The organism is Echinicola vietnamensis DSM 17526, assembly GCF_000325705.1.
GTDB lineage: Bacteria > Bacteroidota > Bacteroidia > Cytophagales > Cyclobacteriaceae > Echinicola > Echinicola vietnamensis.
Genome location: NC_019904.1, coordinates 3,079,810 through 3,094,229 on the forward strand (window position 1 = coordinate 3,079,810; position 14,420 = coordinate 3,094,229).

Consider the following 14,420-nt stretch of genomic DNA (forward strand, 5'->3'; position numbering starts at 1 on the left):
AAATGGACAGACTTGAATTAATACATCAATCATTAAATTTTAATGGAGGCAAAAGATACTTGGAAATTGGAGTGAGAACCTGTAGTAATTTATTTGAGGTGAAGTGTGAGAATAAAGTGGGTGTTGACCCAAATTATCGATTGTCCAAAAAAGATAAGATTAGAAGAACCTTAGGATTGGAACGATCAAAATTGTTCAAAATGTACAGTGATGATTTTTTTTCTCAAAACCTCAAGGGAATACTTGATAATGGCTTTGATGTGATTTTTGTGGATGGTTTACATAATTATGAGCAATCATTGAAGGATGTAGAAAATGGATTGAAGTATTTAAACAAGGATGGGGTAATCATCCTGCATGATTGCAACCCAACTTCTGCCGCAAGAGCAACGCCTGTAAAGAATTCATTTGATGAATTGGTACCTAAAATAAAATCTGGCCAAATAGAAGGTTGGGATGGAGGCTGGAACGGTGATGTATGGAAAACCATCGTCCACTTAAGGTCTACTCGGACTGATTTGAGTATTATCACCATAGACGATGACCAAGGGTTGGGAGTGATTTTAAATAGAGATGAAGAGAACCATATTTCCGTTGACCTTCATGAATTGGAGCAAGCTGATTATGGCTTTTTGGAAAAAGATAGACGGACATTGTTAAATCTTAAGTCAGAAAATGAATTACAGCACTTTTTCGAAGGATAATCGGGCAAGCCTGAAAACCCACCATTTTTTGATTACTAGATTCAATGTGGAATATTTAGAAAAGGTAAAAGCAAATCTATCTATTTCAGTGGAGGACTGGCTAGAGAGGCGCTTTGAGCTGTTTTTTAGTTATTGCTATCCCTCGGTAGTTCAACAATCAGAAAAGGATTTTTATTGGTTGGTTTATTTCGATCAGAACACGCCTAAAGAATATCTGGAAAGAATTATTGAAAAGGATTTTGCCAAAATAATCAAGCCTGTATTTGCAAAAACATGGGGAAGCATCAATGAAAATATCCGATTTGAAATTTCCCGATTCGAAATAGAAGAAAATGATTTGATCATTAGCTCAAGGTTGGACAATGATGATGCGGTATCTGCAGATTATATTAAAGCCGTTCAAGATGTAGTTAAATCCAAGGTTTGGGCCAACAGTCAATTGCCTTTCGCAATTGATTTAAATAATGGACTTGTATTTTCTTCCAAAAAAAGGTGCTTGTATAGCGTTTCTAGAAGAAGTAACCCATTTGTATCACTTGTTGCAAACAACCAAGGAAATATAGAAACTGTTTTTGATTACCAGCATCAGGAAATTACTTCTCGTTATAAATCGGTCCAGATTATAGGTAAACCATTGTGGTTCCAAAATATACATGATACTAATATATCAAACAGGGCTTATGGCAAGCTGAAATTATTTGGCTATGAATCTTTACAAAGGGAATTTGGTGTTAATGTAGAGCTAGGAAAGGTGAGTGTTGGGCGTCTAATAACGTTGAAAACAAAAGAGGTTTTTAGGCGACTAAGAAAAAAATTATCAAAAAGGTGTTTTTGGTTTCTGTAATCATTCCTGTTTACAATGCGGCGCAATTTGTAAAAACTGCGGTAGCATCTGCTGTCGATCTTCCCGAAGTTGGCGAAGTGATATTGATTGAAGATGGCTCCCCAGATGGGGCTTTGGAAATATGTTTACAACTTGCCGATGAATATGAAAAGGTAAGTTGTTACCAGCATGCTGATGGCGTAAACAAGGGAGCTGGAGCAAGCAGAAACCTTGGAATCGAAAAGGCAACATGCGATTTTGTTGCGTTTCTAGATGCTGATGATTGGTATTTGCCTCACCGATTTAAGAAGGACAAGGAGGTTTTTTCCAGGTATCCGAGCACTGATGCAGCCTACTCCTGCACCGTATTAGAAGAAGACTTGAATAATACTGCTACCAAGAGATACGGCGTTAGGTATGACCCAAAGAAAAAACTAAAGCACCCAATTACCCTTCTGGAATTTTATGAATGGAAATTAATGAATAAAAAGGTGCTTTTTAATACCGATAGCATCACTTTGAGAAAAGAGTTTTTATTGAAAGATAAATGTTTTGATACACGACTTCGGCTCCATCAGGATTCGGAATTGTGGAATAGACTGATGAGAAGGGGGGATTTTCAAGCGGCGGAATGGGAAAAGCCAGTGGCGGTAGTAAGGCGTCATGAAAGCAATAGAATAACGCATAGGTCTCCGACATCCACAATGAAAATGCTGGCTGTGATGATGGATAATATTGGGTTTGAAAACCTAGAAAAATATGAAAGACAGTACCTCTTTGAGCATTTTCTCAGAAATGAAAGCAAACAATACAAAAGCCACTGGAAACGAAGGCTTGACTATTATTTGAACAGATTTGTTAATAGACTATGGCTTGATAAATTTTTGAAATCAAAAATGAAGCAATATGGCCTTGATTAGTGTCATCATTCCTACATATAATCGTGCTAAGTTGCTTCCCCGAGCCATAGAAAGTGTCATCCGGCAGACTTTTAAGGAATGGGAATTGATCATTGTCGATGATGGCAGTAACGATGACACCAACGAGGTAGTGGATCAATTTCTATCGGATAGAAGGGTAAAATACATTTATCAGGAAAACAAAGGTGTATCTGCGGCACGAAATCATGGAGCACAATATGCGTCCGGGAAGTATTTGTGTTTTTTGGATAGTGATGATTGGGTGAAGAGGGAATGGTTGGCGGATTTTTTCCAATGTACTAAAGAAGGATATGCCGTGAAGGTAATAATAACAGGGTATATTAAATTTCAATCCGACGATATTCAATATAAAAAGTTACCGAGGGAAAAAAAATATAATACCACATTACCTGGATCTTTTCTGATTTTTCGTAAACTCTTCAACCAATTAGGTGGCTATGATACTAAGTTGAGGTATGCTGAAAATACAGAATTGTTTTTTCGAGTAAACAAAGCTTGTCCAACCATTCAATATCTGCAAAAAGCAAACTTAATCTATAATCAGTCTACAGATGGAGGAAGTAGAAATTTAGATGCAAAGATAGAATCTATAGATTATATTCTTACAAAACATGGTGAAGCACTAAGTAATCATGTTCGATTTTTATATTTTCAAATTTTGGGGGTAGGGTTGGTGAAAAATGGAATCCCTAAAAAAGGTATAAACTATTTGATAAAGGCTTTTGGGTGCAAGCCATGGAATATGAAAACATTAGCTAGGATTATAATAGCATATATACCCAGTTTAAGGAAAAGAATTTACTTCGGTGATTGAAGGAAAATCAGATAAAAAGCTCGCAGGGTTCGTCATTACATACAATAGGCCTCATACACTTTTGGACACTATTGGCAAAGTCTTTTCCCAATCCTTTCCTCCCCAAAAGTTATGGATAATTGACAATAGTGAAAACGAGGACACTTATCGATTGTTGAGAACGGTTAAAGACGATAGGCTTGTTTATTTAAAGGTTGGGTATAATGCTGGGCCTGCTGGAGGAGCAAAAATAGGATTGAAAGCTGTTGCTGATGCTGGCTTTGAATGGATTTATTGGGGAGATGACAATGACCCGCCAAGATTTGACCATGCTTTTGAGCGATTGATCCATTTGGGTGAATTGATGCCTGTAAAAGGGCTGTTAGGATGTGTTGGGCACTGGTTTGATGTACGAAAAGGAATTGTTAAAAGGACCTCTGACCAATCTTTAAATGGGAAAGGGCACTTGGAAGTAAATAGCATCGCTGGAGGGATGGGTTTTATTGTTCATTCAAATGTTATACATAAAGGCTTTACGCCGGATGACCGCATATTTTTTGGATTTGAAGAATTGGAATTTTGCTTAAGAGTTGCTGAAGCCGGGTTTAATATCTGGGTAGACAAAGAACTTTTTTGCGCCATGAGATCAAAAAGCAATCGAATGGGAATGGAAGTGAAACTGTACAAAAAAAAAGATAAAGAGCGATTGTGGAGAGAATATTATAGCCTTCGGAATTTACTTTATATTGCCAAAAGGCATGGATACCATAAAATGAGGGTTAGATTGGCCTTAAAGTGGTCTGTGAAAATATGCTATGGTTTTAAGTATGGACTGGCCTACGGTAAATCCAATGCATATTTCATTTTATGTGCATTTATAGATCATTTAAAAGGAAAAATGGGTAAAGTAAACGTTAAATGAAAGCCCTCTTCATCATCGACAGCCTTGCCAATGCGGGAACAGAGAAGAGTTATTTGAAGTTGTTGCCCCGATTTTCAAATGATTTGGAAGTAGAGGTGGTGTATTTTTACCCGGATCATTACTTGTTAGGGGCGTTTGAGAAAGCAAATCTCCCAGTTCATTTTTTGAATATTGATCAGAAATATGGTTTTCGACAGGGGATCAAAAGGCTTCTGGAGCTGGTTAAGGAAGTCCAACCTGACCTTATGGTCTCATCCCTCTTGCGGTCAAATTTGGTAAGCAGAGTGGTTTCAAGAATCACCGGGATACCATTGGTCGGAACATTGGTCAGTGACAGTTATGGTAAAGTGCGGCTGGAGAGTATGCAAGGTAAAGGTTTATTGAAATTTAAGCTGTTTTGGTTACTGGATAGGTGGTCAGCAAGAATTCCAGTGCATTGGATCGCGAATTCTGCTTTCATTGCGGATTCCCATTGCGAATCTCTTAGAATAAAGCGTCAAAAAATAACCGTCGTTTATAGGGGGAGGGAAGTCCCTGGGCGATTGTGTGAAAAGGTCGTTTCTTCAGGTGGAACGTCTACAATTAATTTTGTAAGCATAGGGAGGTTATTGAATACCAAAGGCTGGCTAGACCTATTGGAGGCCTTTGCTTTGGTGCGGCGAGAGCGGTCTGATTGCACCATGACGATTTTTGGCGAGGGCGCATTACGGAAATCAATGGAGTCTAGAATTGAAGAGCTAGGACTTACCCAAAGCGTTTCCTTACCCGGCAATGTGCCTCAAGTTCAAGAGAGGTTATATGATTACGATTGTTTCGTTTTTCCTTCTTGGTATGAAGGCTTTTCCGGAGCGTTAATAGAGGCTATGATGGTCGGGATTCCTATTATAGCCTCAGATATCCCCATGAATTTGGAAGCGATAACACCAAATGAAAATGCCTTGACTTTTCCAATAAAGGATCCTTCGATGCTGGCAGCACAGATGATCTATGCGATAAACAATCCCCTGATGATGGCAAAGATGGGCGAAAATGCCCGACAGGAAGCTATAGAACGATTTGATATCGTGAAGATTGCCAAAGAGTATGAAGGGGTGCTAAGGAAGGTGGTGACCCCTCCCGGCCTCCCCTAGGAGGGGAGGGGTAGAATTACCTTTTGAAAAAAGATTAGAAAATAAGAATTCATTTCCCCCTTTAGGAGGACTAAGAGGGTATACATGAGCGATATGTTTTTCGGAGCAAGTGCTGAAATTAAACGTCGAGCTAAAGAGTTGAGAAAAATGCTGACGCCTGTCGAGAAAGTTTTGTGGGAAGTACTCAGGAATAGACAATTGAACGAATTAAAGTTAAGAAGACAGCATCCTATAAGCAGATTTATTGTGGATTTTTACTGTCATGAACATCAATTAATAGTGGAGGTAGATGGAGAGGTCCATTTGGATATTGATCAAAAAGAAAGGGATGAGGGAAGGACTTTTGAGTTGGAGGAATTGGGTTTGAAAGTAATTAGGTTTACGAATAAGGAGGTCTATTCAGACCTTGAAAATGTTTTGCGGAAGATCGTTTCTACTTGTAAGGATGAATGAGCTTCGCTTTTGATGACCTCACCTAACCTCTTCTGGGAGGAGAGGGACTAGATGGGATTAGGCTAGTGGTTTTCAACTATTGAAGGCAGACGAACATGATGTGTAGAGAAGATACTGGTTCCCCCCTTTAGGGGGGCAAGGGGTGAAAAGAGAATGGAAAACACTACTGGATGAAAATATTGATCCTTGATACTTCACCGGTTCGCAGGGGGGCACAGGTTTTTGCTGCTGAGCTAGGAATACGCTGGAGGGAAATGGGGCATGGTGTTCGCAAGGTGTACTTGTACGAGGGGAATAAAGATGATGAACGCGTTTTTTTAGACAAGGAAGACGTGGTGATGCCTTTTTCTGCGCATAGTTTTTTTGAGAAATTTCCAACAGTACAGCCCGGACTTCTGAAAAGTTTGGGGAACCTTCTACAGGAATACCAGCCGGATGTATTGCTGTTGAATGGATCGAGGACCCTCAAGTATGGCGCTTTTTTAAAGAGGAGCAGCAAAATGGATTTTGTGATGGTGAGCAGAGTGATCGATAATCCAGCTTATTGGAATTCCAAAAGAATCATTAAATCGTACTACAAAAAGTGGGTGATCCCTGCTTTGGATGGGGCAGTGGGGGTGAGTGAAGCAAGCTTATTGGCAATGAAGGGTCATTATGCCTTTTCAAAGCCTACCAAGGTAATTCATCGTAGTTTTGAAGAACGAAAATTTATGGGTGCGCCTAGCAGGAGAGCGGCTAGGAAGATGTTAAACTTGGAGGAGAATGATGAAGTTGTGCTCTTCTTGGGAAGTTTTTCGAAGCAAAAGCGGCCTGACCGCTTTTTGGAAATTGTGGATCATTTGAGCCAACGTCGGCCAAAGTTAAAAGCACTGATGGTGGGAAATGGAGAACTTTATCCAGCCTATCGTAAGCAGCTTGAAGCGAATCCATTTGTATTCCATTTTGGATATCAATCTGATGTTGCCCCATATTTGGCAGCCGCTGATCTTTTACTGTTGACAAGTGACACAGAAGGTTTGCCGGGAGTAGTGTTGGAAGCAGCATATTTTGGAGTACCCACGGTAGGTGCCCTTGTGGGAGGAATTCAAGAATGTGTGGAGGACGGAGAATCAGGGTATTTGATAAAAGGTGGGGTGGTGCATCAGTTTTGCGTGAAGGTTGACTTTCTTTTGGACCATCCGGAGAAAAGATCTAGCATGGGACAACGGGCAAAGGATATTGTGAAGGAGCGTTTTGATTTGCAGAAATCGGCTGATCAGTTTTTGGAGTTTTTCAGTGTCTTAACCAAAAATCCCCAAGCGTGAGTTCTTCCAAAACCCACATCCTTCACTTGATAAAGTCGCTGGGGAGAGGCGGGGCGGAGAAGTTGATTCCTGAGACGGTGGCCATGCATGACCGGGAGAAATATGCTTTTTTTTGCCTTTACTTTCACCTTCGCCCAAACAGTTTAACGGAGGAGCTTATGGATCTTGGAGTACCAGTCAAGTACCTTCCGCCTACTCGTTTTGGATTTCCAGGATTGGTGAAGCAGGTGGCCGATTTTGTGAAAACGCATCATATTGCTATTATTCATTGCCATTTACCTTTGGCGGGGGTGCTTGGGAGATGTGTTTCCTTATTGACCGGGGTGAAGGTGGTTTATACCGAGCACAATGTGTGGGAGAGGTATCATCCACTATCCAGATTGCTGAACAAGCTGACTTTTGGATGGCAACAGGTGGTGATTTCCGTTTCTGATGAGGTGAAGTCCAGTATTTTAAGCCACTACCGCCCAAACAAAATGCGACCCCTTATCACCACAATACCCAATGCGGTGAATACAGCGGCATTTCAGCGGGGGGCCACCGAGAGGAGGACCATACGGGATCAGCTGGGAATGGATGAAGAAACGATAGTGGTAGGGCAAGTGGCTGTTTTTAGAATCCAAAAGCGGCTTGATCGCTGGATGGCTGTGGCCAAAAAGATTGCCGAAGCCCATCCCCGAGTTCATTTTCTACTGGTGGGCGATGGCCCAGAAAGGGAGACGGTCAACCTGAGCATGGGGTCGGGAAGTTTTGAGTCGAGGGTACATTTGGTGGGGGCAAAACAGGATGTCCTGCCATACTTATCGGCCATGGACATGTACATGATGACTTCTGATTTTGAGGGGTTACCCGTGGCGATGCTGGAGGCGATGTCCTGTGGATTGCCTGTACTCAGCACCCATGTCGGTGGGATAGGAGGAGTGATTCATGACGGAGTCGAGGGGTTTTTGTGTCCAAAAGATGATACCGAAAGGCTGCTTGCTGGTGCAGAAATGTTAATTGCCCATCCACTAAAGCGTGATGAAATGGGCACTAAAGCCCGTCAGCTCGTGGTAACCCAATTTGGAATTGGACGGATGGTTAAGTCCCTGGAGGAGGTTTATGACAAAGTCCAAAAGTTGTCCTAGGCTTTCAGCCTTTGCCGGTGCGTTTTATATGGGCAATTCGAGGAGAAAGGTGCTTTGTAAGGGATGTTAAAAAATGATGTCCGAGAGGATTGCACCAGAGAATATAGGCCAATGAAACTTTTAGGACAACGTTAGAAGCATTTACTTGGGGATCGAGTAAGCTTGCTATATTGATTCCCTGAAAGGGAATTTCAATTCAGCCCAATGAAGCTCATTGGGTGAATGCATGATGGCCAGAACACAATTTCGCCCTGTAAGGGCACCTGAAACTGGGGTGTTTAGCAGGGACAGTCAGTGACCTAGGCTTTCAGCCTGCGTGTAACGGGAATGGTTTGATTTCCCAAGGTGATGCCTTGGGCTGAGTTGAAACAAGGCTTTCAGCCTTTGGCGGTGTATTTTAGTTGTGCAATACAAGGGGGGATAAAAAGGTGCTTTGTAAGGGATGTTAAAAAATGATGTCCGAGAGGATTGCACCAGAGAATATAGGCCAATGAAACTTTTAGGACAACGTTAGAAGCATTTACTTGGGGATCGAGTAAGCTTGCTATATTGATTCCCTGAAAGGGAATTTCAATTCAGCCCAATGAAGCTCATTGGGTGAATGCATGATGGCCAGAACACAATTTCGCCCTGTAAGGGCACCTGAAACTGGTGTGTTTAGCAGGGACAGTCAGTGACCTAGGCTTTCAGCCTGCGTGTAACGGGAATGGTTTGATTTCCCAAGGTGATACCTTGGGCTAAGGTGAAACAAGGCTTTCAGCCTTTGAAAGGGGTGTTTTATCTGATCATTTAATGGATAATCAAAAGAATGATCTGATTTAGTAAAAAACATAAATTTGTCAAATTAATTGTTTGTCGAAATATAATTTCATGTTGCACATTGTAGTTAACCGTTTTTGATTTTTTTGTTAACTTGGTTTATGGCACAATCATTATCGAAACTCTACATCCATCTTGTTTATCATGTAAAGACTACCAGTGTTAAAATCAGGAAAGAAGACAAAAAGGCTCTCTATGCATACATTGGATCAATCATAAAGGAGAATGACTCCATTCCGATAAAGATAAATGGCATGGAAGATCATGTTCACATTCTTTGTGTGATGTCGAAAAACATATCGCTTTCAAAATTTACTGAAAATATAAAACGTCATAGTAGTCGATGGATTAAAACCATAAACCCTATTTACAAGGATTTTGCGTGGCAAGGAGGTTATGCCGGTTTTTCCGTAAGTCCTTCAATATATGAAAAGACCAAAAAATATATTGAAGATCAAGAAGCACATCATAAAAAATTCAGTTTTAAAGAGGAATATAGGAGGTTTCTTAAGGAATATGAGATTGATTTTAATGAAGCGTATATTTTGCTTGATTGAAGGTCTCTATAAAATTATTTAGGACAACGTTGAAAGCATTTACTTGGGGATCGAGTAAGCTTGCTATATTGATTCCCTGAAAGGGAATTTCAATTCAGCCCAATGAAGCTCATTGGGTGAATGCATGATGGCCAGAACACAATTTCGCCCTGTAAGGGCATCTGAAACTGGTGTGTTTAGCAGGGACAGTCAGTGCCCTAGGCTTTCAGCCTGCGTGTAACGGGAATGGTTATATTTCCCAAGGTGATACCTTGGGCTGAGGTGAAACAAGGCTTTTAGCCTTTGATGGGGTGTTTTATCTGATCATTTCGAGGGATCAATGGCCCTTTGTAAGGGCAAGTGAACCAAAAGAGTTGAAAATTAAAGCGGAACGTTGAGGTAGGCCTTCTACAGGGAGCGCTTGAAAAGAATTAAAGTAACGTGAAAAGATATACCGGATCACATAGAAAACCATCAGGTAGATGATTGGCGGGCTGTTACTGATTGGGGTACTTTATGCCCTTAGCCAGTCGATATTGCTGCGGCTGAAGCAAACGTACAGGAGGTTGAGCATACGCACCATGACCAATCTGTACTGGTACCATATGCTCTTTGCCCTGATCTATTATACCTATGCCGTTTTCCGAAATTCGGATTCACATGCGTATTTTAATGACGCGAGTACAGCCGAAAGTTGGTGGAAACTCTTTTCACATGGCACCCATTTCATAGAGTGGTTGGCGGTTCCTTTTGTCCAATACCTGCATTTTAGCTATGAAATGATGATGGTGTTGTTTGCCTGGTCCGGGTACATGGGCTTTGTATTTTTTTACTTGTTTTTCAAAGAAAATCTCCGCTTAAACATCAAATTTAAAGGGTATGACGTGGTTAACCTGCTGATGTTTTTGCCCAATATGCACTTTTGGACAGCCTCTTTGGGAAAGGGAAGCATGATTTTCTGTGGCATTGGCCTGTTGGTATTTGGCCTTTCCTTTCCAGCAAAGCGAAAGTTTTATATTGCGCTGGGAGGTCTGTTGACCTATTTCGTGCGGCCGCACATCTTTTTTGCGATCATGATCGGCATGGGGATGTCCTTTATGATAGGGAAGGAAAAAATGCCGCTGTACCAAAAGCTACTGATCGCCATTGCGGGAATTGGCATTTCGGTCTTTATTTATGACGAGTTGCTCGTGTTTTTGCGGTTGGATGAAGACAATGTACTGGAGAGCTTTATGAACAACACTGCCTTTATCGGCGGGCAGCTCCAACATGCCGGATCGGCCGTGGACATGCAGAGCTATAGTTTACCGGTAAAACTATTTACGTTCTGGTTTAGGCCTTTATTCTTCGATGCACCAAATCTACTGGGCATTTTTGTTTCCCTTGAAAATCTCTTTTACCTTGTATATTTCACCAAGTTGTTTCAAAAAGGATTTTGGAAGTTTATGAAGCAGGCCTCCGCGATGGTGAAAATGTCCGCAGTGGTCTTCTTGAGCATTTCCTTTTCCATGACCTTTATCATGTCCAATTTGGGCATTATAATTCGTCAAAAGAGCATGATCATGTATTTTATGTTCTTTGTCATTGTGGCTTTTTTAGATTGGAAGCAAACACAGGCCCTTAAAAAGAGGGCAAGGTGGGTGTATCGTAAACAGGCCCGTGAAGCCCTTATGGCCCAGAAGCGAAAAGCCGGACCTAGCAATACCTATTATGCAACTTGATCCCAAGGTAAATAAAGGTAAGCCTTTGTTGGTGATTTCTCTGGACTTCGAATTGCATTGGGGGGTGTTTGACAAGGTATCACCGGAGGAGAAAAGGGCCGATTTTGAACGAACCAAGGTGGTTATTCCTCGAATATTAGAGGTCTTTGAGCGGTACGGAGTGGCTGCTACCTGGGCCACCGTGGGCATGCTACTCACCGAAAGCAGGGAGGAGTGGGAGCATTATAAACCCGCTGAATTGCCCACTTACCAGAACCCACAATTGTCCCCTTACCATTGGGTAGCCCAAAATGGCTATGACTCCGCCATTCACAGTGCATATCCCTTGGTGAAGCAGCTCCTTTTGACTCCCGGCCAAGAGCTTGGCAGCCATACCTTTTCACATTATTACACTGGTGAGCCCGGACAGCAAATAGAGCAGTTTAGGGCTGATTTGAAGGCTTCTCGTGCCATTGTACAGGACAAATGTGGGAAAGCCTTGCAGTCACTCGTGTTTCCCCGAAATCAGTTTGATCATCAAAGTCTAAAGATCTGTCATGAAGAAGGTTTTGCTACAGTCAGGGTAAATCCTTCCGACTGGTTTTGGAAGGAACCGGTAAAGGCAGGCCTTTTGGACAAGGTGTTTAGGACGGGAGATGCGGTATTCCCTCTTGGGAGGCACACCACTTTTGCCCAGGATAAACTCCTACAGACGGAAGGTTTACCGCTCCAACTGCCCGCGTCGCGTCTTTTGAGGCCCTTGGGAAATTACTCCCTAATGAATTCAGCACGGATACGGCGCATCATCGGTGAGATGACTTTTGCCGCAAAACATGGGCTAGTGTACCACCTGTGGTGGCATCCACATAATTTTGGCCATGCCCCGAAGGAAAGCATGAGGGATCTTCAGCGGCTGTTGGAGGTTTTCAAAAAGCTACAGCAGGATTATGGGATGTGTTCGGTAAATATGGGGAAATTGGCCAAAGAGGCCAAGGCCAATTGAAAGGGTGTTTCACAACTTGACGATTAATTTTTACAGGCATTGATAGTTTTTGAACGAACAAAATGCCAATTTAAAGTGCCGGAATTTCCAGTGAATTACTTCCAAATAACCATAAAAATGAAAAAAGCTTCCATTTCTATCCTTTTTGTAATGATATGCTTTTGGGGGATTGCCCAAGAAATTGATTACACCACCCAAAAGGATATTCCATATTACGATGCTGCCATTCGCGAAGATGATGCATACACCAAATCGCGATGTGTGCTGGACCTGTATTACCCTACCAACAAAGCTGGTTTTTCCACAGTTGTCTGGTTTCATGGGGGAGGATTGAGTGCAGGTCAGAAGGAGATTCCGGAAGCATTGAAGGAAAAAGGAATTGCGGTCGTTGGGGTAAATTATAGGTTGTATCCCAAAATAGGTGCCCCAGTCTATATCGAAGATGCGGCAGCTGCCATAGCTTGGACGATGAAGCATATAGCCGATTATGGAGGTGATCCGTCTAAGGTTTTCTTATCAGGACACTCTGCTGGCGGTTATTTGGCCGCGATGGTAGGCTTGGACAAAAAATGGTTGGCCCAGCATGACCTTGATGCGGATGACCTGGCAGGATTGATCCCTTTCAGTGGCCATATGATCACCCATTTTACGGTGCGCGAAGAACGAGGAATTCCTGGTACCCAGCCGATTATCGATGAATTGGCTCCCTTATACCATGTCCGGCCGGATGCGCCCCCGCTACTGCTCATTACAGGTGATCGGGAAATGGAAATGCTGGGAAGGTATGAAGAAAATGCCTATATGATGCGCATGATGAAAGTCGCTGGGCACACAGAAACCACGCTATATGAAATGGATGGCTATGGCCATAACATGACCTATCCTGCTTTTCCCTTACTCCTGAACGAAGTGAATCGTATTGAAGGATTAGAAGATTGAAAGAATAGGAAACAGGATGATTGGATCAGTCCATCAGCGCATTTTGTTGCTTTGCCCAATTAATATACTATCCACCAAAGATTTTATTTAATGGTTACCTGACCCATCTGGCCTTGTATACTTTCATGTCAGGAAAGGCAAACTGCTGTGCAGGCTGATGAAAATGTACGTGATGGGTCCACCAGCTTTTTTCTGGTACGGTAAAAATAAATTGCCCAGAAGCATCTTCACCGATGCTTTTGATGTTTTCGGCCTGTGGAAAATCGGTTAGCTTGCTGAATTTTTCTTCTTTAATATCAAATCGCCAGGCGCCGGTGTGCTCGGTCATATAGAGGTGGCTTGCCCCCGGTGCGAGTTGTAAGTCATGGCCTCCTTCCCCCGGTATTTTCCATTCTTTTTCCAACACCAACCTATCCGGTGAAGGCATCTTGTAAGCCCTGAGCACATCATATCCCAGTGCAAAAAGCCGGGACGAAGCCTCATGCCAAACCAGGCCATGTGCGGAATAAAGACTGTCTTCAAACAGTACCTTTTCCGATTGGTCAATGTCAAAAAGCATAATTTTATTCCCTTTGCTGTTGGTGGATGCCGCCGCTACAATGCGGTCATTCGGTAGCATTTCTACGGAGTGGGCATTTGGAACGGTCGCAAAGAATGCCACCTTCCGGTCTTTGCCATTAAGCAGTGCTACGCCTCCGGAGGATGAGGAAACCAATAATTGTGCTCCACCATTGACCGCCTTGCAATCATCCATGGTATTGAATTTTTTTGTGCGGTAGGCTTCTGGGAGATCAGGTGCTTTTTGGGCATCCCAGGTCCATATTACAACAGGTTCCGTTGATTCCATTGATTTTTCATAGTCCACCAGGAGCACCTTACTGTCTCCACATACCATAAACAGGTTGGAGCGATCCTTTGACTGGCAACAAGAAAGGAGCAACCCTAAAAACACAAGCTGAAGGCCTGAAAAAAGAGAATTAAATTTTAGTGCCATCCTTTAATTTTTGAATGTATATGATCATTTCTAGCAATAAGATCCTCCCTTAGGAGTCAGGTGATCGCAGATTACCCTTCCATCGAAAAGCCACCTTTGTCTTTGCCATAAGGCCCCATTCTGTTTCCATCTTTCTTAATACAGATCGATGTCATAGGTTTCGCTCTCATCATCTTTATTTTCATGTCCAAAACAGAACCTACACAAAGCGATAATTTAGATGTGAAAGATA

The 14,420-nt window shown here is 42.2% G+C and carries 14 protein-coding genes; 13 read left to right on the forward strand and 1 reads right to left on the reverse strand.

The genetic code is table 11. The features are described from left to right. Positions 1 to 2: 2 nt before the first annotated feature. The 13 genes from ECHVI_RS12655 to ECHVI_RS12715 all read left to right on the forward strand — a co-directional run bounded on the left by ECHVI_RS12655 (position 3) and on the right by ECHVI_RS12715 (position 13,194). On the forward strand, positions 3 to 704 hold the full coding sequence (locus ECHVI_RS12655; RefSeq protein WP_015266392.1) for a class I SAM-dependent methyltransferase: 702 nt from the start codon (positions 3 to 5) through the stop codon (positions 702 to 704). Beyond that, positions 676 to 1,548, forward strand: a complete 873-nt coding sequence (locus tag ECHVI_RS12660) for a glycosyltransferase (RefSeq protein ID WP_015266393.1) — start codon at positions 676 to 678, stop codon at positions 1,546 to 1,548. Before ECHVI_RS12655 ends, ECHVI_RS12660 begins: the two co-directional genes overlap by 29 nt. After that, positions 1,536 to 2,447 (forward strand): glycosyltransferase family 2 protein, encoded by a 912-nt coding sequence (locus ECHVI_RS12665; RefSeq protein WP_157501396.1) that lies wholly within the window; start codon positions 1,536 to 1,538, stop codon positions 2,445 to 2,447. Before ECHVI_RS12660 ends, ECHVI_RS12665 begins: the two co-directional genes overlap by 13 nt. Next, positions 2,434 to 3,282: a glycosyltransferase family 2 protein gene (locus tag ECHVI_RS22980; RefSeq protein ID WP_015266395.1), complete on the forward strand. Its 849-nt coding sequence runs from the start codon at positions 2,434 to 2,436 to the stop codon at positions 3,280 to 3,282. The genes ECHVI_RS12665 and ECHVI_RS22980 overlap by 14 nt, the downstream gene beginning before the upstream one ends. After that, on the forward strand, positions 3,275 to 4,183 hold the full coding sequence (locus tag ECHVI_RS12675) for a glycosyltransferase family 2 protein (protein ID WP_015266396.1): 909 nt from the start codon (positions 3,275 to 3,277) through the stop codon (positions 4,181 to 4,183). The genes ECHVI_RS22980 and ECHVI_RS12675 overlap by 8 nt, the downstream gene beginning before the upstream one ends. Next, positions 4,180 to 5,313 carry a glycosyltransferase family 4 protein gene (locus ECHVI_RS12680; RefSeq protein ID WP_015266397.1) on the forward strand — a complete coding sequence of 378 codons (1,134 nt, stop codon included), beginning with the start codon at positions 4,180 to 4,182 and terminating at the stop codon, positions 5,311 to 5,313. Before ECHVI_RS12675 ends, ECHVI_RS12680 begins: the two co-directional genes overlap by 4 nt. An 84-nt stretch (positions 5,314 to 5,397) precedes the next feature. After that, a complete protein-coding gene (locus ECHVI_RS12685) occupies positions 5,398 to 5,766 on the forward strand; it encodes an endonuclease domain-containing protein (protein ID WP_015266398.1) in 369 nt (122 codons plus the stop codon). A 170-nt stretch (positions 5,767 to 5,936) separates the two neighbouring features. Further along, the gene (locus tag ECHVI_RS22985; protein ID WP_015266399.1) at positions 5,937 to 7,070 is read left to right on the forward strand and encodes a glycosyltransferase family 4 protein; all 1,134 of its coding nucleotides are present in this window, start codon (positions 5,937 to 5,939) and stop codon (positions 7,068 to 7,070) included. Then, a complete protein-coding gene (locus ECHVI_RS12695; protein ID WP_015266400.1) occupies positions 7,067 to 8,197 on the forward strand; it encodes a glycosyltransferase in 1,131 nt (376 codons plus the stop codon). The genes ECHVI_RS22985 and ECHVI_RS12695 overlap by 4 nt, the downstream gene beginning before the upstream one ends. 920 nt (positions 8,198 to 9,117) lie before the next feature. Beyond that, positions 9,118 to 9,573: a transposase gene (locus ECHVI_RS12700; protein WP_015266402.1), complete on the forward strand. Its 456-nt coding sequence runs from the start codon at positions 9,118 to 9,120 to the stop codon at positions 9,571 to 9,573. A gap of 461 nt (positions 9,574 to 10,034) precedes the next feature. After that, entirely contained in the window at positions 10,035 to 11,273 is a 1,239-nt protein-coding gene (locus tag ECHVI_RS12705; protein WP_015266403.1) for a hypothetical protein, read from the forward strand. Next, positions 11,263 to 12,255, forward strand: coding sequence for a polysaccharide deacetylase family protein (locus tag ECHVI_RS12710; RefSeq protein WP_015266404.1), 993 nt, complete (start codon positions 11,263 to 11,265; stop codon positions 12,253 to 12,255). The genes ECHVI_RS12705 and ECHVI_RS12710 overlap by 11 nt, the downstream gene beginning before the upstream one ends. A 117-nt stretch (positions 12,256 to 12,372) precedes the next feature. Next, entirely contained in the window at positions 12,373 to 13,194 is an 822-nt protein-coding gene (locus ECHVI_RS12715; protein WP_015266405.1) for an alpha/beta hydrolase, read from the forward strand. A 94-nt stretch (positions 13,195 to 13,288) separates the two neighbouring features. Here ECHVI_RS12715 and ECHVI_RS12720 read toward each other — a convergent pair whose 3' ends face one another. Beyond that, positions 13,289 to 14,188 (reverse strand): DUF6528 family protein, encoded by a 900-nt coding sequence (locus ECHVI_RS12720; protein ID WP_015266406.1) that lies wholly within the window; start codon positions 14,186 to 14,188, stop codon positions 13,289 to 13,291. Positions 14,189 to 14,420 lie beyond the last annotated feature (232 nt).